At 36.6% G+C, this 23,455-nt stretch carries 18 protein-coding genes; 10 read left to right on the forward strand and 8 right to left on the reverse strand.

Annotation, left to right across the window (positions count from 1 at the left end; translation table 11 throughout):
- Positions 1-2,937: BapA/Bap/LapF family large adhesin (locus tag AC1M9K_RS00005; RefSeq protein WP_481588104.1), on the forward strand; the 2,937-nt coding region annotated here is incomplete at its 5' end.
- A 77-nt stretch (positions 2,938-3,014) separates the two neighbouring features.
- On the opposite strand, the gene AC1M9K_RS00010 is transcribed toward AC1M9K_RS00005, so the two are convergent.
- The 3 genes from AC1M9K_RS00010 to AC1M9K_RS00020 are packed head-to-tail and all read right to left on the reverse strand — an operon-like array spanning position 3,015 to position 6,131.
- Positions 3,015-3,212, reverse strand: coding sequence for a heavy-metal-associated domain-containing protein (locus AC1M9K_RS00010; RefSeq protein ID WP_035268662.1), 198 nt, complete (start codon positions 3,210-3,212; stop codon positions 3,015-3,017).
- A 34-nt stretch (positions 3,213-3,246) separates the two neighbouring features.
- Complete coding sequence (gene cueR / locus AC1M9K_RS00015) at positions 3,247-3,642, reverse strand: Cu(I)-responsive transcriptional regulator (protein ID WP_035268660.1); 396 nt, start codon at positions 3,640-3,642, stop codon at positions 3,247-3,249.
- A 23-nt stretch (positions 3,643-3,665) separates the two neighbouring features.
- The gene (locus tag AC1M9K_RS00020) at positions 3,666-6,131 is read right to left on the reverse strand and encodes a heavy metal translocating P-type ATPase (RefSeq protein WP_481588105.1); all 2,466 of its coding nucleotides are present in this window, start codon (positions 6,129-6,131) and stop codon (positions 3,666-3,668) included.
- Between the two features lie 309 nt (positions 6,132-6,440).
- Here AC1M9K_RS00020 and AC1M9K_RS00025 point away from each other — a divergent pair, with 309 nt between their 5' ends.
- Entirely contained in the window at positions 6,441-7,055 is a 615-nt protein-coding gene (locus tag AC1M9K_RS00025; RefSeq protein ID WP_481588106.1) for an OmpW/AlkL family protein, read from the forward strand.
- Between the two features lie 69 nt (positions 7,056-7,124).
- On the opposite strand, the gene AC1M9K_RS00030 is transcribed toward AC1M9K_RS00025, so the two are convergent.
- Together AC1M9K_RS00030 and AC1M9K_RS00035 are read right to left on the reverse strand one after the other, a co-directional pair.
- Entirely contained in the window at positions 7,125-7,733 is a 609-nt protein-coding gene (locus AC1M9K_RS00030) for a MarC family protein (RefSeq protein WP_035268656.1), read from the reverse strand.
- Between the two features lie 34 nt (positions 7,734-7,767).
- Positions 7,768-9,804 (reverse strand): choline transporter, encoded by a 2,037-nt coding sequence (locus AC1M9K_RS00035; RefSeq protein ID WP_035268654.1) that lies wholly within the window; start codon positions 9,802-9,804, stop codon positions 7,768-7,770.
- Positions 9,805-10,052: 248 nt separating this feature from the next.
- Here AC1M9K_RS00035 and betI point away from each other — a divergent pair, with 248 nt between their 5' ends.
- The 4 genes from betI to AC1M9K_RS00055 are packed head-to-tail and all read left to right on the forward strand — an operon-like array spanning position 10,053 to position 14,615.
- Complete coding sequence (gene betI, locus AC1M9K_RS00040) at positions 10,053-10,634, forward strand: transcriptional regulator BetI (RefSeq protein ID WP_035268653.1); 582 nt, start codon at positions 10,053-10,055, stop codon at positions 10,632-10,634.
- A 33-nt stretch (positions 10,635-10,667) separates the two neighbouring features.
- Positions 10,668-12,143: a betaine-aldehyde dehydrogenase gene (betB, locus tag AC1M9K_RS00045; protein ID WP_481588107.1), complete on the forward strand. Its 1,476-nt coding sequence runs from the start codon at positions 10,668-10,670 to the stop codon at positions 12,141-12,143.
- A 10-nt stretch (positions 12,144-12,153) separates the two neighbouring features.
- A complete protein-coding gene (betA, locus tag AC1M9K_RS00050) occupies positions 12,154-13,827 on the forward strand; it encodes a choline dehydrogenase (protein WP_481588108.1) in 1,674 nt (557 codons plus the stop codon).
- An 8-nt stretch (positions 13,828-13,835) separates the two neighbouring features.
- A complete protein-coding gene (locus AC1M9K_RS00055; protein WP_481588558.1) occupies positions 13,836-14,615 on the forward strand; it encodes a TorF family putative porin in 780 nt (259 codons plus the stop codon).
- Positions 14,616-15,471: 856 nt separating this feature from the next.
- Here AC1M9K_RS00055 and AC1M9K_RS00060 read toward each other — a convergent pair.
- Positions 15,472-16,617, reverse strand: a complete 1,146-nt coding sequence (locus AC1M9K_RS00060; protein WP_481588109.1) for an RICIN domain-containing protein — start codon at positions 16,615-16,617, stop codon at positions 15,472-15,474.
- A gap of 246 nt (positions 16,618-16,863) precedes the next feature.
- On the opposite strand from AC1M9K_RS00060, the gene zigA reads away from it, so the two are divergent.
- Positions 16,864-18,084 (forward strand): zinc metallochaperone GTPase ZigA, encoded by a 1,221-nt coding sequence (gene zigA / locus AC1M9K_RS00065; RefSeq protein WP_481588110.1) that lies wholly within the window; start codon positions 16,864-16,866, stop codon positions 18,082-18,084.
- 17 nt (positions 18,085-18,101) lie between these two features.
- On the opposite strand, the gene AC1M9K_RS00070 is transcribed toward zigA, so the two are convergent.
- Together AC1M9K_RS00070 and AC1M9K_RS00075 are read right to left on the reverse strand one after the other, a co-directional pair.
- Entirely contained in the window at positions 18,102-18,800 is a 699-nt protein-coding gene (locus tag AC1M9K_RS00070; RefSeq protein WP_481588111.1) for a DUF1826 domain-containing protein, read from the reverse strand.
- A 207-nt stretch (positions 18,801-19,007) separates the two neighbouring features.
- Entirely contained in the window at positions 19,008-19,244 is a 237-nt protein-coding gene (locus AC1M9K_RS00075) for a VF530 family protein (protein ID WP_481588112.1), read from the reverse strand.
- 216 nt (positions 19,245-19,460) lie between these two features.
- Here AC1M9K_RS00075 and AC1M9K_RS00080 point away from each other — a divergent pair, with 216 nt between their 5' ends.
- The 3 genes from AC1M9K_RS00080 to AC1M9K_RS00090 all read left to right on the forward strand — a co-directional run bounded on the left by AC1M9K_RS00080 (position 19,461) and on the right by AC1M9K_RS00090 (position 23,392).
- Positions 19,461-19,715 carry a hypothetical protein gene (locus AC1M9K_RS00080; RefSeq protein ID WP_481588113.1) on the forward strand — a complete coding sequence of 85 codons (255 nt, stop codon included), beginning with the start codon at positions 19,461-19,463 and terminating at the stop codon, positions 19,713-19,715.
- 403 nt (positions 19,716-20,118) lie between these two features.
- Complete coding sequence (locus AC1M9K_RS00085) at positions 20,119-21,531, forward strand: amidase (protein ID WP_481588114.1); 1,413 nt, start codon at positions 20,119-20,121, stop codon at positions 21,529-21,531.
- 115 nt (positions 21,532-21,646) lie between these two features.
- Positions 21,647-23,392: a SulP family inorganic anion transporter gene (locus AC1M9K_RS00090; RefSeq protein ID WP_481588115.1), complete on the forward strand. Its 1,746-nt coding sequence runs from the start codon at positions 21,647-21,649 to the stop codon at positions 23,390-23,392.
- Positions 23,393-23,455: the final 63 nt, after the last annotated feature.

Consider the following 23,455-nt stretch of genomic DNA (forward strand, 5'->3'; position numbering starts at 1 on the left):
ACAGATAGCAATGGTATTGCTGATGATGTTGATGCCGCGATTGCAGCAGCAACACAAGCGGTTCAAACTGCAGAAGCTAAGCATGATGAATTGGTAGAGGCAATTGCTGCTGAAAATGGTGTAATCAGCCCAACAACTCAAGCTGAATTACAAGCGATCAAAGAAGAATTGAATGCGTTGAAAGGTACAGCACAAGGCTTGGTTGATACATTACCTGCATCAGCAGCTAAAGATGATCTAGATGCTCGTTTAGATGCTCTGGATACAGCAGTACCGGCAGTGAACGATTTAGATAACAATGGTATTGTCGATGATCTTCAAGAAATAGTACTTCCAGCGGATAACTCAGTTAATTTCATTCCTGAAGTGATTAACCCGACTACTAAATTACCTTCAGCAGAACAACAACTTGAAGATAAAACTGCATTTGCGGTAGCAAGTGTTGGCTTGGGTGCAGTGCTCGAAGCTAATGTTTTAACAGAAGTTCTTCAAAATTCATTAACAGTTGATGTTGCTGATGGGACAGTTCGCAACTTAACATTGAAATCACAATCAGGTGGTGTTTCGATCGTCTCGATGTACGATCTTAAAATTTATCAATTTGATGAAGAAACTGGTCAATACAAAGAGTACATGACTGAGAAACAATGGTTGAAAGCTTATTTACTGGCTGGTGTTTCTGAAGAATTGAACGTGAGCCTTCCTGAAGGTAAATATATTGTATTCTTAACACCTTCTGTTGGGGTAACAGTATTAAGTGGTTATACATTGAAGGTATTGAATGACATTATTCTGGATTATAATGAAGTTGTGTCAGTCGATGGCGAAGCAACTGGTAATGTAATCACAGATGCAGATGCTGTTGATGGTCAGGATGTACTGCCAACTGGTACGATTGTAGAGTCAGTTATGGCTGGTTCTAATGCAGCAATTACGTTGAATAGTAATTCTGAAACCGCGATCGAAGGTAAATTTGGTACGTTATTTATTAATCAAGACGGAAGCTATCGTTACGAGATTAATGAAGACTTTAAAGGTCCATTCGGGCAAGTAGATGAGTTTACCTATTACGTTAAAACAGAACTAGGTAATACAGCTTCTGCAAAGCTTAATATATCGATTGATAATAAAGTTGTTGAGGTAAAACAATCAGAAATCAACGACACTGTTATCATCAATCCACTTCCTGAAATTAAAGATATCACTGGTGAAGTGCCTAAATTAACAAATGTTAAAGTGTTAGATGTAAGTTTGTTAGATCCAGTTATTAAAGCTGGTGCAGTTGATTTATCTTCGTTCATGAATTTCACAGTGAATGAAAATAATGTTCGTGAAATGACTTTCCAAGGCGATGGCGGCGGTGTAAGTTTAACTTCATACTCTTTATTTATTTATAAGTTCAATGCTGATACCAATGAATATGTCCAAGTTCACAGCATAAATAACTGGTACACAGTAATTTTAGGTGGTAAATCTGATGAAGTTACACTTAAATTTACAGAGGGTGACTATTATGCAGTGACTGTTCCAACAGGACTTAATGTACTTGGTGGATCTGGTCTATATGTTAATAAAGACACACTTTATGATTATTCGACTGTTAAAACAGACAATGATTTTGTCGGTCAAACTTCAGGTCAGATTGAATTAGCTAATGGGTCAGAAATCATTATTGCTGGTAATACTCAGCTTGTTGAAGAAACAGAACTTCAAGGTGTGTATGGTAAATTAATTCTCAATAAGGACGGAACTTACCAATACTTCGTAAATAAACCTAGTGAAGGCACAAGCTTACCATATGGTGAAATCGAGACATTTACTTATGTCATTAAAGATCAGAATGGAAATAGTTCACTCGAAACGTTAACTATTAAAATTGATTTAGCTGTTGCTCAAGATGATTTTGAAGAATCTGAAATTGTAATGCAAAATAAATCAGAAACTATTGTAAATGATACAATTTTAGATATTGGTCTGGCTCAACGTACTATCGATGCTAAATTTGCAATAGCTGAAAACTCAGTCAGTACAGTTGCAATTTCTTTTGAAAGTACTCTATCTTTAACTTCATCACGCAGTATTAGTTACACAGTGAAAAATGCAGCTGGCACTGTAGTTAAGACTGGTGAGTTAAATGCTGTTACTGGAAAAGTATTACAGTTAAATGATCTTCCCGCTGGTGTATATACTGTACAAGCTAATCTTGTTAATCCTGGACTTGCTTATTTCGAGGACTCTACAATCACGTTTAATACAACGTACTTGAATGAATTTACTCCAGTTGCTTTAGAACCAGTTATTGGAAACGTTTCTAATAATGATGACGGTTTAAATTCTATTAGTTCTTATACTATTAATGGATTAACGACGTCGACTTATAGTGGTAATCCTAGTGTAACTGTCGAAGGTAAATTTGGTACTCTTGTTTTCAATAATGATAGTAGCTATACGTATACACCATCAGGAAAAGGATTTGGTAAAGAAGAATTTAGCTATACTGTTTCGACAGTTGGTGGAACGACTTCAACAGCTACTTTAAGCTTTGATGTAAACAAATCATTTACAAGTTCGAAATTTAATGACGCATTCACTGGAAGTGATATCGCGGATAAATTAATCTTCAACTTACTTGATGAAGCCGATGCAACGGGTGGAAATGGTTTTGATACGTGGTCAGATTTCGAAGCAGGTGTCGATGTAATTGATGTATCTCAACTATTTGTTGATGCTAATACTTCAACTACATTCTCAACAGATTCGACTGATCAAGTTGCGGATATCTTAAGTAAATATATCACTGTTAAAGATTCTGTAATTTCAATCGATCGCGATGGTGAAGGTACACAATTTGAAGCTACTCAATTGTTGAATATTGGTCCTCAAAATGCAGATCTGACGTTGGAGCAGTTACTTCAAAACGGTCAAATCATTTATTAATTCTTTAAAAATACGCATACTACGGTATGCGTTTTATCAAAAAAGGCGAAATAATGTTTCGCCTTTTTTATGGCAATTTAATCTTTTAATTCAGGAGGGAAACCATCTTCAGTCAAAACTTCAGCGATTTTTTCAAAGCTATATGTTGTACGAATATCTGCAATTTTGTTGGCAACATCTACATTGACGCTTGCATTAGGATCAAGTGACAATACAGATGCAGTGACACCTTTAGCACAACCCGAACAACTAATATTTTCAATAAATAATTTCATAATAACCTCTTGCGTTAGTTAACATCTATCACTGTCACGATTGAATATGTTCAATTTTATTCAGAATACTGCAGTTTGAAGTCGAATCATTAGAGCACATCTGACTCGCAGCCTTTAATTTTAAAATCATTGATTGCATCGAATGAATTTGTTCTGTCAAAAAATGGATATGTTGATCTGTAATTTTTTTCACATCAGCACTTTTTCTGTCAGGATTTTTCCAAAGCTCAACTAAACTTTTGATTTGATCGATCGAAAAACCAAGATCTTTAGCATGTTTAATAAAACTTAAAGTCGAAAGGTCTTGCTCTGTGTAAACACGATAACCGCTAGCACTTCTGATCGGAACAGAAATGAGATCGATTTTTTCGTAATATCGAATCATTTTAGCAGTTAAGCCTGAACGTCGTGCTAATTCGCCAATATTCATGATCTTTCCTTTGTTTTAAGCTGCTAATTTAATTTCAAAGTTTTGAGTCTTAAGGCATTCGCTAATACAAATACCGAAGAAAGTGCCATTGCGATTGCGGCTAAAACAGGTGAGAGCAGGATACCAGTCAAGGGGTAAAGTACGCCTGCAGCAATCGGAATCAGACAAATATTGTATAAAAAAGCCCAGAACAGATTTTGATGAATATTTCTAATGGTCATTTCGCTTAATTTGATGGCTTTAGATAAGTTATTCAAATTTGATGACATTAAAATAAGGTCAGCCGTTTCAATGGCGACATCCGTACCTGAACCTATCGCAATACCGACTTGAGCTTGCGCAAGTGCAGGAGCATCATTAATACCATCACCAACAAAAGCAACATTTCCATATCGCGTTTGAAGGGTCTCAACGATGTTTAACTTTTCATGTGGTTTGACCTGTGCATAAACTGCATTGATATTGAGTTGATTAGCCACATATTGCGCTGCATTTTGATGATCGCCAGTAATCAAAGCAATGTGCTTGTCGTTCTTTTTAAGTTGAGCCATAACCTCGTAGGTTTCAGGTCTTAATTGATCCGTGATTAAAATAATTGATGCAAGCTCACCATCGATGGAGACCGCGATGGGTGTTTGAGCTTCATCTAGTAATCTTTGATGGTGAGAGAGTGCATGAGAAATCTTTGCATTTTCTCGAGTAATAAATTCTACAGATCCAATTTTAATATCCTGACCATTCAATTGTGCTTGAATGCCGAATCCTGAAATACTCTTAAACTCAGAAATTTCGATCATCTTTATATGATGATCGGAAGCATATTGAACAATCGCTTTAGCAATTGGGTGCTCGGAATGATATTCAACGGATGCAACAGTTTGTAGAACCTGTTGATGTGTAAATGGTGCGAAAATCTCGATATGACTAATCGCAGGTTGCCCTATTGTTAATGTTCCAGTTTTATCAAATGCAAATGTTGAAATTTCTCGAAGTTTTTGAAGTGAAGTCGCATTTTTAAATAAAATTCCGTGTTCAGCAGCACGTCCCGTCGCAACCATTATCGACATCGGGGTTGCAAGTCCCATCGCACAAGGGCATGCAATAATCAAAACAGAAACGGCGTTAATCAAAGCATAGCTCAGATTAGGTTCAGGTCCAATCACCAGCCACGCGATGAAAGTAATCATCGAAATCAAGAGGATAACTGGAACAAACCATAAGGTGACTTTATCGACTAAAGATTGTATGGGGAGCTTTTGTGTCTGAGCATTTTCAACCAACTGAATAATTGAAGATAAAATGCTATTTTCAGAAGAATGTTTGGTTTCAATGACAAGAAATCCATTTTGATTGAGGGTTCCACCAACAACTTCTGAACCCATCAATTTGTGGATTGGAAAAGATTCTCCACTGATCATTGACTCATCTACAAAGCCTTCACCTGAAATAACCACGCCATCTACAGGAATTTTTTCACCAGGCCGAACTTCAACCTGCATACCGATTGTAATTTTATCAATCGATATATCTTTAGTCTGGAGGTCAGATACTCTAACTCGCGCTGTTTTAGGTTGTAAGCCAATCAGATGTTGAATCGCTGCAGAAGTTCGACCTTTAGCTCGTGCTTCTAGATATTTGCCTAACAAAATAAATGTAATAATGAGTGTTGCAGGCTCGTAATAGACATGTACTGACTGTTGTGGCAATAAACTTGGAAAGAACGTAGCAACAATAGAATATAAATAGGCAGCTCCTGATCCTAAACTCACCAAAGAATTCATGTCAGGATGTAAATTTATCAGTGACTTGATACCTTGTGTGAAAAAATGCCGTCCAGGTATAAAAATAACTAAAGTCGCAAGAATAAATTGGAATAACCAGCTCTGATTCTGACTGATGTAAGTACCTATAAAATGATGAAATGAAGGCAAGAGGTGCGAGCCCATTTCAATGATAAATATAGGTAAACTGAGTACAAGTGCGATAATAAAATGCTTGAGAATTTTTTTTGATTCAAGTTCGCGATTTGGAAGTGCTGTGATCGTTTGCTGTTCAAGTACAGCTTCAAACCCTGATCTTTCAATACGCTCAATAACTTGATCAACAGGAACTGGATAAAGTAGATCAATGCTTGCTATCTCAGTTGCCAAACTTACTTGTGCTGCTAATACACCTGGTATTTTTAGTAAAGAACGTTCAACTCGGCTCACACATGCAGCACAAGTCATGCCTAAAATTTTTAATTTTATTGTTGCGCATTTTTTAATTTTAAAACCTGTTTTATTTACGGCTTGAATGATTTGTTGATCTGTTACGTCTGTAGTTAACTCAATTTGAGCTATTTCAGTGGCGAGGTTCACACTGGCATCTTGAATACCATCGACTTTTTTTAATGAGTTTTCAACTCGGCTTACACAAGCAGCACAGGTCATTCCTTCAATTTTGATTTGAATAGATTTAGTTGAAGTAGATGACATACTTAACTCCATATGCTAATTGAAATAAGGTCACGATCATTCTAAACCTTCCCATTGTGGTAAGGTCAATAAGATTTGTTTCTTGTTTCATCATTACTGATTGGAATCCAAATTAGGCGTACGTTCTTTCCTCACTTAAATTAAAAACAATATTCCAAAAATCCATTTAAATTGAATAAATTTTCTTAAATAAAAAATCATCAAAACAAATCAGAATAAAAAATAACCAACAAAAAGAATTATCGATATGATCTAAAGCATTCAATTTAATTGATTAACAATCTTCAAAATTTCAGATATTTATAAAAAATGGGTAATGATATGAATGATAAATTAAGTTTTGGTTTATTCGCGATTTTATTGAGTACCATGGCATTAAGTTCTAATGCGCACAGCGCAGATTATAAATGGAAGATAAGAGGTGCGATTAGCAATATTGATCCCACATCTTCTCCAGGTAGTATTTTTAATCAAACAGCACCCGTCACAATAGATGATGCTTGGGGAGTCACTGGCACGATCTCTTATTTTTATACACCAAATATTGCATTTGATGTATTAGTCGGTTTGCCACCACAGCATAAAATTAATGTTGCTGGTAATGAAGTCGCAAAAACAAAACATTTACCTCCAATTTTTAGTGTGCAATATCACTTCTTACCCAATGAAAAGTTACAACCTTATGTGGGTCTGGGCTTAAATTACACCTATTTTTTTAATGACCGATTATATAGTGGTGATAAGTTCGATCTCTCAGATTCTTTTGGTTGGGCTGGTCAAATAGGCGTAGATTACCAATTTAACCCTCAATGGAGTGTTGGTGCTGATATCCGATATGCGGATATCAAAACTGATGTAAAAGTAAATGGAGAAAAGGTAGGAAGTGTGGACGTAGATCCAACGGTGTATAGTTTAAATATCGGATATAGATTCTAAATATTAGGGTTTAAAAAAAGGAGTCAATGATAAGACTCCTTTTTTATAAATATCAACAACAACCTTCAATTAGCCATTGATGATCCCAGTAACACCAGTCACGATCATATCAATGGCAATCGTACCGATAAGCAATGCAGCAACACGACCCACGATATCTACATATAAGTCGATATAATTAGAATATTTATGCTGTAAATTATCATGCAAATATTTCATTAATATCAAAAGACTACAGGTTAAGAATAAGGTCATAAAGATGACTGTGATCGTCTGCCATAAACTTAATTGAATGCCAGTGATTACAGATGCAGAGATTGTTCCTGGACCGATCATAAAAGGCATGGCGATCGTACCAGCCAAATGGTTTGGTGCTCCACGCATGACCCCAATCGTATCAGCACCTTCAAATACATAACGATAACCAATCACCAAGAAAATGATTCCACCAAAAATTTGGAAAGATTCAAATCGTGCATGAAGTACATCATTAAAAAAGGCTTCACCTGTTTTAGCAAAAATGACAAAAACCACAAAGCTAATCAAACTACCTTGGATCAGGGCCATATTAAAAACTTTTGCATCTGAATTTCGAATAATCCCAAGCATATAAATGCTCATTAAAAAGGGATTAAGCAACGAAAAAAATAGAGCAAAGGCGTTTAGACTTTCTGACATGGTCATTTTCCTTGTTTAGATGAGCTACTACTAACTAAATGTCACGATCGGGAAATTGTGGACGTTTACCTGGACTGATACGGTTAATATGAAGGTACATCATATGACGTTCATATTTGTCCAAAATGTCGTTAATCACTTGTTCTTTGTTGTAACCGACCAAATCATTACCTTGCGAACCTTCAAATAAGTAACTTTCTAAACGATAGTAATAACGCTTTGTTCGTTTAGCACGGGTACTAAAGTTAGGGGTGTCATAACGAACGGGCCAAATCTCATATACGAAATTTTCTTCTTCATTCAAGTGAATAATGAGGTCCAAATGATAAAGCTCAGCATTATCTTCAAGAGGCTTAGTATTCACATCGACTTTGACACCTTTGGATAAAAGTTCCTGTGCCACGGCATCCATTGCAGGTTTACACACATCATCTAGCATTTTTAATGTTTGTTCATGGCTTGGATGAAGCATTACGCGACTGAGTCGCTTTTTCCAATTGAGAATATCCACATTGCCCACGACTGGCGCGGCATTTAAGCTAGTACTGGCTTGTCTGAAATCTTCCAATCTCAAGGATTTGTATAAACCCGCCATCACAAAGAATATGACAAAGCTAAAAGGCAGACCCATGATGATGGTTGTGTTTTGTAAGGCGGTAATACCATTTGCCATCAGCATCGCTAAGGTGAGTAAACCAATGGCTATAGCCCAAAATACGCTGAGCCATCTTGGAGAGTCATGCTCGATATTGGTGAATTTTGTTGTGAAATTACCCAAAACAAGAGCGCCTGAGTCTGCAGAAGTGACGTAAAATAATAATCCTGTAATTGTTGCTATACCTGCTAAGAAGGTAAAACCAGGATATTGTGCAAGTAGGTCATAGAAACCATGCGCTGGATTTTCTAAAACGGTTGTTGCAAGTTGTGCATTACCATCAAAAATTACATTGTGAAGTGCACTATTTCCAAAGATGGATAACCAAGTCAGTGTAAATAGTAGAGGAATAATCAACGTACCAAATACAAACTCACGAATGGTACGACCACGAGAAATTCGTGCTAAAAACAGACCGACAAATGGCGACCATGCAATCCACCAAGCCCAAAAGAAAAGCGTCCAACTGTTCATCCATTCTTTAGGTTGTTCGAATGGAAAACTCATTAAACTCAATTTCGGGAATTGACTGAGGTAATCACCTAAATTTTGGATTAAGCCTGCGAGTAAGAATTCTGTATTACCAATCAAAAGAATAAAGAGGAGTAACCCAATCGAGACATAGATATTGATTTCAGAAAGAACTCGAATCCCTTTATTCACACCTGCCGTTACTGAGATGACAGTAATAACCACCGCGATCCCGATTAGACCAGCTTGAATCCACAAATTTTCAGGTAGATCGAAGAGAACATGAAGACCATAATTGAGTTGTACGACACCAATACCACAGGTAGTCGCGATACCAAAAATCGTACCTAAGACGGCAGCTGTATCTACAGTGTGACCTATAGGACCGTTAATTTTTTTTCCAAAAATAGGGTAGAGAGCTGAACGGATCGTAAGGGGAAGGTTATAACGATAGCTGAAGTAACCTAAGGCTACACCAACCAATGCATACATGCTCCAACCAGTTAAACCATAATGAAACAAGGTCCATACCATGGACTGACGTGCTGCTTCAAAGGTTTGTCCTTCACCTACAGGTGGGTTCATGTAATGCGATAAAGGTTCAGCCACGGAAAAGAACATGAGATCAATACCAATACCCGCAGAAAAGAGCATTGCAGACCAACTCAATAAACTAAATTCAGGCTTAGAGTGTTTAGGTCCTAATTTAATTTCGCCGTATCGAGAGCATGCGATAAATACAATAAAGACAAAATAGAGTGTCGCAGCCAACAGGTAATACCAACTAAAGGTTCTGCTTACCCAATCGAGGGTTTGTGTAATGACGTTATTAGCAGCTTCATTAAACAAAATTGTGGTGATCGAAAACAAAAGTATCAATGATGCTGATACATAGAACACGACCTTATTCAAACTATCCTGCGTTTGATCATTTTTGTTATGCATAAATCAGTGACCATTCAATGAGTAATGAAATGATCTACAGCGCAGTTCGATTTATATCCTGATAGAAGCTTGCTTGATCCACAATTACAAACTTTTGCAAATACAAAACAAACTGAGCTGTACATCATGGAAGTAATAGCACTATAATTTTTATTGATTGAACGTTCAATTAAAAAAACGTTTACTAATGTTACAGCGTTCTTATTGATAAACGCTGATTATAATCTCCTGTAGGTTTAGGTCATCTTATGCCAAAAGTTGGTATGCAACCCATTCGTCGTCAACAATTGATTGATGCTACTCTCTCCACTGTAAATGAGCTCGGTTTTGCTGATGCATCCATTCAACAGATTGCGCAAAGAGCAGGTGTCTCCACGGGTATTATTAGTCATTATTTTGGTGGCAAGAATGGATTGATTGAGGCAACCATGCGCTATTTACTACAGCAACTTGGAGAAAGTGTAAGGGATCTAAAATCAGAGGTTGGACATTCTCCAGAAGATCGTTTAATGGCGATTGTTAAAGCGAATTTTGCAACTCCTCAGACCAATCAAGCCGCGATGAAAGTATGGCTCGCGTTTTGGGCTATTAGTTTGCATCAACCCGATCTACACCGATTACAGCAAGTGAATCACTGTCGGCTACATTCAAATTTAAAACATGAGTTTTTAAAACGTTTAAGCCCCCTAAAAGCTGAGCAAGCAGCTCAAGGGTTGGCTGCATTAATTGATGGGTTCTGGTTAAGGGGCGCATTAACAAGAAGTGAGATTGATACTGATCTTTCTATCCGTCTTTGCCATGCCTTTATCCAGCAGCAACTTACACAATAATTTTTAATATTTACTATATCTGAGGCTAATCGTATGAATAAATTCCCATTACAACGTCCTTATATTCATGGACAATTCGTCGATGCTCAATCAGGTCAAACTTTTGATTCGATTAATCCAGCCACGGGGCAAGTTCTCGCGACCATTCAAGCATGTTCTCAACAGGATGTGGATCAAGCCATTCTATCTGCCAAACAAGGACAGAAAGTTTGGGCTGAAATGACTTATATGCAGCGTTCAAGAATTTTAAATAAAGCTGTAGCTATTTTACGTGAAAGAAATGATGAACTTGCCACCATTGAGTCCTTAGATAGTGGTAAAGCATATAGTGAAACATCGACTGTAGATATTGTGACAGGGGCTGATGTACTCGAATACTACGCTGGAATTTTACCTGTACTCGAGGGTCAACAGATTCCTTTAAGAACAGATTCATTTGTCTATACACGCCGTGAACCTTTGGGAATTGTAGCTGGTATAGGAGCATGGAATTATCCAATTCAAATTGCCTTATGGAAGTCAGCACCTGCTTTGGCGGCGGGGAATGCAATGATTTTCAAAGCCAGCGAGATTACCCCCTTAACAGCCTTTAAATTGGCAGAAATTTATACCGAAGCTGGAGTGCCAGATGGGGTATTCAATGTTGTAACAGGGGGCGGTGATATTGGTGCCTATTTAAGCCAGCATGTAGATATTGCGAAAATTTCATTTACTGGTGGTGTGAGCACTGGAAAAAAAGTGATGGCTCAAGCTGCTGAATCGAGTCTTAAAGAAGTCACGATGGAGTTGGGTGGGAAGTCACCATTAATTATTTGTGAAGATGCTGATTTAGACTTAGCTGCAGATATTGCAATGATGGCAAATTTCTATAGTTCTGGACAGGTTTGTACGAATGGGACACGAGTATTTATTCCAGAATCATTACAGCCAAAATTTGAAGAAAAGCTATTAGAACGTATTCCTTATATCCGCTTAGGTAATCCGCTAGATCCAGAAACAAATTTTGGACCAGTATCTAGCTTTGCGCATATGAATAAAATTTTGGCATTCATCGATTATGCTAAAAGCGAGGGAGCACGTTTAGTGTGTGGTGGTTCTAGAGCAACAGGTGATCATTTAAAAAATGGTGCTTTTGTACTGCCTACAATCTTCAGTGATTGTCGAGATGAGATGACCATTGTTCAAGAGGAAATCTTCGGTCCTGTGATGAGTATTTTGACATATACATCAGAAGAAGAAGTGATTCGTCGCGCTAATAATACTTCTTATGGATTGGCTGCTGGTGTGGTTACCCCTGATATTGTCAAAGCACATCGAATCATCCACCAAATTGAAGCAGGTATATGTTGGATCAATACGTGGGGTGAATCGCCAGCTGAAATGCCAGTCGGTGGCTATAAGCATTCTGGTGTAGGAAGAGAGAATGGTTTAACGACTTTACAACACTACACGCAAATCAAATCGGTACAAGTGGAATTAAGTCCATTGCAATCTGTATTTAAAGCCTAAGGAGAACACTATGACATATGATTACATTATCATAGGTGCAGGTTCTGCTGGGAATGTACTTGCAGCGAGACTCACCGAAGATCCAGATATTAAAGTTCTGCTCCTTGAAGCGGGTGGCCCTGACTACCGTTTAGATTTTAGAACTCAAATGCCTGCTGCTTTGGCTTATCCTTTACAAGGTCGACGTTATAATTGGGCATATTTGACTGATCCAGAACCACATATGAATAACCGCCGTATGGAATGTGGACGTGGTAAAGGTTTAGGTGGTTCATCATTAATTAACGGTATGTGTTATATCCGTGGGAATGCCATGGATTTAGAGCAATGGTCTCAAATGAAAGGACTCAGTCATTGGCGCTATGCTGAATGTTTACCTTACTATAAAAAAGCAGAGTCTAGAGATATTGGTGCAAATGAATATCACGGTGATCAAGGCCCAGTAAGTGTTGCTACGCCAAAGTCAGACAATAATGAGTTATTTCATGCAATGGTTGAAGCGGGTGTGCAAGCTGGATATCCACGTACGGATGATTTAAATGGATACCAACAAGAAGGCTTTGGTCCAATGGATCGTACGGTGACACCTCAAGGCAGACGTTCCAGTACCGCTCGTGGCTATTTAGATATGGCTAAAGGTCGTCAGAATTTAACGATTATTACGCATGCCACAACCAATCGAATCTTATTTGAAAAAAAACAAGCTATCGGTGTTGAATACATTCTTGGTCAAGATGCAACTAATTTACACAAGGTCTATGCTGAGCGAGAAGTATTGCTGTGTGCAGGTGCTATTGCATCACCTCAAATTTTACAGCGTTCAGGGGTAGGAGCTAAGTCATTATTAGAGTCACTGGATGTAAAGGTTGTGCAAGATTTACCGGGAGTGGGTGAAAATTTGCAAGATCATTTAGAAATGTATCTTCAATACCAATGTAAGAAGCCCGTCAGTCTTTACCCTGCATTAAAATGGTATAACCAACCTAAAATTGGCGCTGAATGGCTGTTTTTGGGTAAAGGAATTGGTGCAAGCAATCAGTTTGAAGCAGGTGGATTCATCCGCTCAAGTGATGAGTTTGATTGGCCGAATCTCCAGTATCACTTTTTACCAATTGCAATTAACTACAATGGTACCAATGCAATCAATGAACATGGTTTTCAAGCACATGTTGGATCTATGCGATCGCCGTCAAGAGGAAGAATTCGCTTAACCTCGAAAAATCCTTTTGATCATCCGAGCATTTTATTTAACTACATGAGCACTGAACAAGATTGGCGCGAATTCCGTGATGCAGTGAGAATTACACGAGAAATTATGCATCAGCCTGCATTAGATCAGTATCGAGGTAGAGAAATTAGTCCAGGTTCAGCATTAAAAACAGATCAGCAAATTGATGAATTTGTAAAAAATCATGCAGAAACAGCGTATCATCCTTCGTGTAGCTGTAAAATGGGTGAAGATGATTTAGCTGTTGTAGATGGTTACGGTCGTGTCCATGAAATAGATGGGTTGCGAGTGGTCGATGCTTCTATCATGCCGCTGATTATTACTGGTAATCTCAATGCAACGACGATCATGATGGCCGAGAAGATTGCAGATCACATTCGTAATCGACCTGCTTTAACCCCTTCAGATGCACCATTTTATCGTGCAGAAACTTCACCCTCATTTTCTAAATTATAAATTTTATGATGATTAAAACGACTCAAGCAGTGCTGTTGAGCACTGCTAGCTTTATTATTTTACCCAGTTATGCAAATTCTACGAATCAAGAAACAAATTCACCAATTCAATTTGATGGATATGTCACATTAACCTCCAAATACATTTCACGTGGTTTAACAAATGCACCAGAAAATGATGACCTCGCAATTCAAACAGGTCTAAACCTCAGTTATAACAACTTCTATGTCGGGTATTGGGGTTCTACACTAGGCTACTCTTATGCTGAACTTCAAGGTGATAAGCGCCGTAAAACTGATAAATTAGAGCACGACTTTGTTGTCGGCTACAGTTTTGATACTGGTAGGACAAATTGGAATATTTGGAATGCCACTTATTTCTATCCGAACGCGTCAAATACAACTTCCAATGAAATGGGGGTAACTGCCACACACCAATTCAATGATAAAATCTCTTTATCAACCAGTTTATCTGCATATACATATGATGTCGTGTATGCAAACCAAGGGGATACTTATCTAAACGTAATATATACCCACCAACTCAATGATAAATTATCTGCTATAGCAAGTGCTGCAGCGAGCTATTTTAATGATAATGGGAAATATGAAGGTCTAGAGCTCGGTGATACAAAACGAGAATTTGCTTATCGCTTCTCATCTATCGGGCTAGATTATGCCTTGACACCAGAACTCGGATTGAGTGGACAATATATTTTTGGTGGTAAGAACCGCTATAACGAAAAACAGAAAAATTTAGGTGTAGTGGCTTTCACCTATAGTTTCTAATTTAAAAAAATCTTCAAATGCTTAGGCTTAAATTTTGAATACCAAAATAGCCTAAGCAAAAATTTAATTTTTAAATTAGACTCATCAATAAATAAAATATCGACATATCAAAGATTATTAGTAAAAAAACTTATCAACTTAGTATTTATTTAATAAGTGATAGAAGTATGAATTGACCAAAAATAGGTCATGAATATGACGAGGAGAGTAAAATTTTACGCAATTTTTTTCAAGAATTTATTTAGAAATAATTCTTGTAAAAAAAGTTCACTAAGATTTTTTGATGTTACATAGATGACTATGCTCAAGTATTAACTGATTTCAGCTAAATTCATAAATCAACTAGATATCCTATAATTTATAATTCATGAAGGACAATGGATTGAAAAAATAAAACTATGAATGTTCATATTAAACATGAGGTTAGAATTTGATTCTCTCCAATATTAAAATAGGGCTTTTGATTGCTATCTTCAGAGATAAACTAAACGTCTAATCTCATTTATTAAGTTTTAATATTTTGAAGAATTTTGTTCTCATCATTAACGGCGCTATCGGAAAAATAGCAACGATTTATGAAGAATATTTTTAATTGTTTTTATTTTATTGCTGTCATCAATATTACAAATATACCTTAGACAAATATCTCCCTAAAATCATTGAACTTATTTCGCTTTTTGAGCCAGTATTAAGAATGCTTTTAACCTGAGTGAGCTGGCTTATCTATGAGTAAAATCTCTAATTTAGATATCAAATTGTACTAAAATTAGTACGAGTCACTCAAAGAAAGCAAAAAAATTAAAATTTCAGCATTAAAATTCAGAGCTTTAAATGCTAAAGCTCTGAATTTAATAAGTTAACGTGTAATTTTCCACGTTTGATATGAATTATTGCTTTGACATCCAATCATTTGTAGGCGTGCCATACTATTTGCACCATCAGCGGCATCAAGGCATAGACCTGTTTTTAAGTTGATATATTGGCTTGTATGGTGGCTATACATCCATCGTTGACTACTATCATTATTGCACGGCGCAACTTTAACAAAATTATCTTTATCATCGCCCATCAAACACGCATCCCGATGAGTTAAGTATAAGCGATGTGTGTGATCCGTACTCAGACGTTGATTGCCGTTGTTGGGATCGCATGAATACAATCCCATTTGTTGACCACCATTCAAGCTATCTGCACAAAAACCTCGTGCACCATTTTTCAAAATGAAAGGTTTTTGCTGGGTGTAATTGGCATTATTCACAGTAGAAATGCAAGTAGAATCATCCGTGCAATGCGCTGATGCCACTTGTACACAATTTCCATAAGTTTTAGTCGTTTGTGATTTAGACTTGATTGAAGAGTTTGCTATTGCAGGATAGGTCGCAGAAACAGATGTATGAACATCATTACAACTGTTATAGCCATAAATACCGTTGGGTTGTTGGTGCTGTCGGAAGTTTTCGGTAAATGTAACTAAACTATCAAAACCACCCCAGGTCTGAGGCACATTGATTTTTGCAATTTCAAGTTGTTTACCAGTACTCACGTTTTTAACAAAGGCTGAGACTGTACTGTCATTATTTTTCACAATCTTAAAATTATATTTCGTGCCTTCTTTCCATTCATAAGGTAAGTCACATTGAACGCCATCACCTTCGTGATCAAATTGTCTGCAATACGCAGGGTATCCTGATTTCCAAGATGTCGTTTTCCAGATTGAGAAATTTAAATACTTCTCATCATTGCTTCGTTGCTGTAATCCAACATAACCGATATTTCCATTTTTTAATGAAAATTGATTGGCCCAAAATGTATTACCATCATCTCCTGGCTCATGGGTAATGATGATTTGATTTTCAAGTGTTGCAAAGCCGTTAGCCGGAATATTGTTCCAATGGTAGTCAGTCGAAATCATTCCGCCTGCAACCACAGCATACGTATTCGAAACTCCAAGTAACAGGGAAGTACTTAAAGTGGTACGAAAAATAAGATTGATTAAATTCATTGTTATATGCTCATATAATTAAAAAAATTAGGTCATAGATTCTTTAGTTTTACTTATGATTCTACAGTGATGAATACAATTTAGAATCACTATAAATAAATTTTATTAAAGTTTAACTAAACATTAAACATGTTGAAATGTTATAACATAACAATTATGATTTAGTTACATCAAAAATCAAGATCATTCATTGATTGCAATAAGCGATCAAATGATGTGGTTGAACATGAAAACGAGTAACTCACCATGAATATTGATTCTTCACAACCGTATAAATTACCTGTCACTGTGCTATCTGGATTTCTTGGTGCAGGAAAAACCACACTTTTAAATCATATTTTAAATAATAGAGAAGTAAAACGTGTCGCAGTAATTGTGAACGATATGTCAGAAGTCAATATTGATGCGGCTTTAGTCAGAGAAGGTGGGGCGGAATTATCACGAACGGAAGAAAAACTCGTTGAAATGAGTAATGGATGTATTTGCTGTACTTTGAGAGAAGATTTATTAGTAGAAGTAAGACGATTAGCGGAAGAGAAAAAATTTGATCAACTCGTCATTGAATCTACCGGAATATCAGAACCTCTACCTGTAGCCGAAACATTTACGTTTGAAGATGAAGACGGCGTATCTCTAAATGAGTACGCTCGTTTAGATACCATGGTGACCGTAGTCGATGCATTCAATTTTTTACGTGATTATCGTTCATATGATCTTCTTCATGATCGTGGCGAATCACTTGGAGAATTTGACCAACGTACTGTTGTGGATTTACTGATAGATCAAATCGAATTTTGTGATGTTATTATTCTAAACAAAACTGATTTAATCGATGAGCATCAGAAGTCCCAGCTTTATGCGATTCTCAAAAAGCTTAACCCTAGAGCAAAAATTGAGTCATCTACATTTGGTCAGGTTGAACTCGATAAAATACTCAACACACAGCTTTTTAATTTTGATGAAGCCTCACAAGCACCTGGTTGGTTAAAAGAGTTGAGAGGAGAGCATAAGCCTGAAACTGAAGAATATGGAATCGAAAGTTTCGTATATAGAGCAAGAAGACCCTTTCACCCACAACGTTTTTACAATTTTATCCATTCAGAATGGAAAGGTGTTATACGCTCAAAAGGATTTTTTTGGCTTGCTGCGGAACCAACAATGGCTATGTCTTGGTCACAAGCTGGAGGTATGGCTCGGCATGGTCAAGCAGGATATTGGTGGGCTTCGGTACCACAAGAGGAATGGCCACAAGATACGCAATCTATTCAGGCAATTGAATCGAGTTGGCATTCAGAAACGGGTGATGCCAGACAGGAAATTGTTTTAATTGGTCAAGAGATGGATAAAGAGCAATTAATCCAAAATTTTGATCAATGTTTACTTACTGATTCGGAGATGAGTTTAGGACCAATCGTTTGGTGTAATTTCTTTAACCCATTTGAAACTGAAAAAGAACTACTCGCCTAAATTGTGCAAGTGATTCCTTAACAAATTAAAAGTAATCTGAGTTCTCCTGCATTTTCTTTTGGAGCACGGTGAACACAAGGAAGTACTTTCTGATCAGGATGATCTACAGCCAAACGCCAGAGATGACCAACTCCTAAACTTAAAGGTGTTGCACTATTTTTAGGTTGATAGTGAAGATCCATATAGGTCTCTTCAAGAAAATCGTCAAACTCATGGTCTTCGCCATCAAACAAGGATTTAATTTTTTGACGGATTTCTGGGATAAGAATTTTTTGTTCGACCTGATCATTGGAAATAATATCGCTAGCCGCCCCGTAATAGGTACACAAATATGTATCCGTTGCTAATGGCGATCGATCTACATGAAAAGAATATACATCAGTGCTGATAAAATCCAATTCTTCATCACGCTGATACTCTTTGATTAAGTTTAAAGACGGCGATGCACCCAATTCGGTGAGCAACATTATATCATTGAGGATAATGTCTCTCGCTTTGCTTGCAGAGTCTGAAAGTTTGAGTTGCTCTAATTGTTCGATGGTAATTTCAGTAATATCTTCTATGAGTGTAAGTTTTTCAACGATTTCTTCGAAATTGAAGTCTAAATGCCTATACCAACATAAAGCATTGACAGGGTCTTCAAAAGCTTCATTCGCTAATGCTTGGAAAGTATTCACCAATTTGGCTTGAGGATATGAGTGAATGAGTTCAAGCATATGATCTAAAACTTTTTAAAAACATATTATAACTTCTAGCTCTAGACTTGATAAGACTGGATTTAGATAATCGATCGTTGTCCTATGTAGTAGGAGAGTGGGGCTTCCACCCATAACTACACGCTGTCAACAATAACGATAGATACTCATTAAGGCTATTCTACAATTGGGTGTAAAAAGCTAAACATAGCTTAAGTTTTTTGTTGGCTACAATTTCTGTTTAGCTTTTTGACGGAGAACATACAAATATAAGCTTTCTACTTTTTCACGTGCCCATGGTGTAGTCCGTAGAAATCGTAAAGATGATTTAACACTTGGGTCGATGCAAAAACAACGAATTTCAATTTTACGACTTAATCCTTCAAAGCCTCCGTAGTAATCCAATAACTCATCTAAAATGTCAGCGAGTTTTTTGCGATGTAAAGGATCATTGGAGCTGTTCATAATAGATCAACTGAATTTTGAATTCTAATCATTCGTTGTTTTATGCCATGTAACAAGACAATAGCTAGTATTGGTGCGCTGTTAAAGATATCCTATTTAACATAATTTGAAATTATGCGACTTCAGATTGACTTAACCATAATTTTTTATTTTAATATTGAACTATAAAAAAAAGTTTTCATATAAGAAAATAAACTTTTTTCTGTGAGTAGTATCATGAGTGAAAATTCATTTACAGCAATTCGACAAGTTAAAGAATTATATAGTGATTTCCAAGTAAATCAGCATTTAAAAGCAGGTTGGAAATTACTTGCAGTAACAGCTTTAACACATAGGCATGATCGTGGACACGAAGAAGCCCAAACAATATACGTTTTAGGTAGTGAAGAAGAGCCATCCGAAGAAGAAGTGAAATTTGATTTTGGTGATGACAACCCAATTATTCCAACAGAACATCCATTAAATCCTTAATCATGTTAACTTAATAAAGAGTCCACGTCATCTAATGGTTGACTCTAGTCTTAAATTTGAAAATAAAAGGGCAGTTAATCTTCCTTACCCAAAACTTCTTCTCGGCATTTTATAACTTCTTCTGCTTTTAGATTCTTCAAGTGATATTTAATCAGAGCATGTAGTACATCTGATTCTTTCATCTAAAGTTTTTTCTTAATGACGAATTTCATCGAAGATTCTTTAATGCCGAATTCTTAGCCATCACAAATTATATAAACCCATGTTCAGGGTTATTGTTCTAGATATCTTATTTAACATAATATACATTATGCGAAATTGTGGCGAATCAATCTCTGGTCAATCGACAAATCAATATTTCATGTGTATACATATGCTTAGTCAATTTTAAAGAAAATCGATTATGGATAATCAAAAAAGAATTCATGCTTTCACGGATGATATATTAGGTACAAGTGATGCGATTGAGCTCTCAAACAGAATTCAATCTAAAGACATCTCAATTGATGAAGTTTTAAGAGCTACGATTGAACGCGCAAAATTCGTAAATCCTCTGCTAAATGCAATTGAATTCGAAAACTTTGACCAAATACTTAAATCGCCTACTTTTAAACCAAATCAGATTTTTTCTGCAATCCCTACATTTATTAAGGATAATTTGGATCTTATTGGTTTTCCTACGCAACAAGGATCAACATCGTTCAAATCCAAGGAAAAGATCAAAAATTCTAAAATTACTCAACAAATGTTAGATACAGGCTTAATTGCACTGGGTAAATCCAAAATGCCTGAATTTGGATTAAATGCTTCAACAGAATTTAAGTCTGGGGATTACACACGCAATCCTTGGCATACTGATTATTCGTGTGGAGCTTCTTCAGGTGGAGCTGCGGCACTAGTAGCTTCAGGCGTAGTACCAATTGCACATGCAAATGATGGTGGTGGTTCGATACGAATTCCTGCAGCAAATTGCGGTTTAGTCGGTTTAAAGCCGACACGTGGTCGTTGGTATCCAAATGAAGGTTCGCAGTATTTACCAATTGACCTTGTTTCAGATGGTGTTTTAACACGTTCTGTGCGGGATACCGCGTTTTTCTTTGCTGAAATGGAAAAACGATATAAGCCAAAAAAATTACCCGAAATTGGCTTAATCCAGCATCCATCCAACAAACCTTTAAGGATTGGCCTTGTTTATGATTCATTACAAACCAATACTGATGCTGAGACCCGTCAAACTGTTGAGTCTACTGCTCAATTACTCAGGAATTTAGGTCATCATATTGAAGAATTTTCACTTCCTATTCCAGATTCGTTTGTAGATGATTTCAGCCACTATTGGGGTTTTTTATCATTTATGATTCAACAGTTTGGAAAACCGCTACTTGGCAAAGATTTTAACGTGAATGAGTTAGATCATCTAACAGTTGGGCTTGCAAACTTGTACAAGAAAAATTTCTATAAAACCCCTTTATTTTTATTCCGTTTAAAGCAAATCCAACGCATCTATCAACAAATCTTCCAACAATATGATGTCATCCTTTCGCCAGTTTTAGCGCATGTTTCGCCTCAAATTGGATATCTTTCACCTCACCTCGAATTTGATGTTTTATTTGAGCGTTTAAGGAATTATGTGGCATTCACACCTATTCAAAATATCGCAGGTGCTCCAGCGATATCATTGCCGATGGGTATGACCAAATTAGATTCAAGACCGATAGGTATTCAGCTTTCTGCTGATTTGGGACAAGAACGTTTACTGATAGATCTCGCTTATCAGCTTGAACAGATACAACCTTTTAAAAAAATATTCGATTAAATTCATACGCTAAGGATCATTAATCAAATTCTTGATGATCCTTATCAACAATACTCAGTGCTTGTTTATCACTTTTTATGCATAATATATATATAAATGTGATTTAGAGATTTGTATGGATTTAACGAAGCATTCTGTGGAACGAATCATCCCAGCTTGGAAATGGTTAAAAAAATACAATACTCAAGATTTTAAATCTGATCTTCTTGCATCTGTGATCGTGCTTGCAATGCTTGTACCACAAGGCATGGCATATGCCATGATTGCAGGCTTACCTCCAATTATGGGGTTATATGCCAGTATTATCCCTATGATTGCTTATGCATTGATTGGAGGGAGTACTACCCTTTCAATTGGTCCAGTTGCATTAATCTCTATGATGACTTTTGCCACGCTACAGCCATTATATGAAGTGGGTTCACCAGTCTATATTCAAGCTGCGTATTTGCTAGCAGTAATGGTTGGCATAATTTCATTTTTATTGGGATTATTCAGATTTGGTTTTTTGATTCGTCTCATTAGCCATCCTGTGATTAAGAGTTTTATCATTGCTTCAGCCGTCTTAATTGCATTAGGTCAAATAAAATTTATTCTTAATATTCCATTGCAATCCAGTAATTTAATCGAATTTTTTACGAGTTTGGCTCAATATATTTCTTTATATGATTTGGCCAGCTTATCTTTGGGTTTAGCTTCAATTTTAGCGCTCATTTATTTACCACAATTACTTAAAATTCCAGCATTTTCAAATCATCAAAAATTAATGCAATTAGTACAAAAAGCATTACCGTTATGCTTAGTGCTATTTTCAATCTTACTGGTTCAATCCTTTGATTTAACTGTCTATGGAATTAAAACAGTAGGTGAAATTCCAAGTGGATTACCTCCTATTCAAATGCCGTACTGGACATGGGACATGGTGAAAATACTGCTTCCTGGTGCAGCAATGATCGCTATGGTGAGTTTCGTTGAATCTATTTCGATCGCGCAAGCTACGGCTTTTCAATCACGTAGTAATTTGAACAGTAATCAAGAGCTTGTTGCACTCGGTGTTGCAAATTTTGGCGCTGGAATCAGTGGCGCATTTCCTGTGACTGGTAGCCTATCACGCACAGTGGTCAATGCTGATGCTGGTGCAAAAACACCTATGGCTGGGGTTTTATCCTCGCTACTTATCATTGTGGTCAGTCTATATTTTACAAGTCTATTTGAATATTTACCTTTAGGTGTATTGGCTGCAACAATCATTGTGTCGATATGGAAACTTGTTGAAATTAAACCTTTTATAGCGGCTTGGAAATATTCTAAAGCAGATGGTTTAGCAATGGCACTCACATTTTTAGGAGTGCTGTGTGTAGATATTACGACAGGCTTAATGGTGGGTATTATTTCAACATTCGTGTTGCTGTTATGGAGAATTAGCCGTCCACATATTGCAGTGATTGGTCTCGTTGAAGGCACGCAGCATTTTAGAAATATTTCAAGGCACCAAGTCATTACCAGTAAAAGGCTCGTTTCGGTGAGAATTGATGAAAATTTGAGTTTTCTCAATGCAAACACCCTGAAGGAATTTATTATTTCAGAGGTTAGCCAACATGATGAGCTTCAACATGTTGTCATTAACTGTTCCAGTATTAGTAATATTGACTATTCAGCTTTAGAGACTCTTGAAGAAATGAATTCTGAGTTATCTAAACTTAATATTCAACTACACTTAAGCGAAGTTAAAGGTCCTGTTATGGATCGCTTAAATTCAACCAATTGGATACAACATCTGACAGGTAAAATATACCTCACTCATTTCCAAGCAGTATATGAATTAGACCCGCATTTCAGCGAAAACAAATCATCTTTTGCATAAGAATTTGATATTCTTAAGTAAGAATTATCAAAAAAAATCCAGTGATTTGATTCACTTAATTTT

The sequence above is a fragment of the Acinetobacter sp. 24-47-67 genome, from assembly GCF_056779735.1.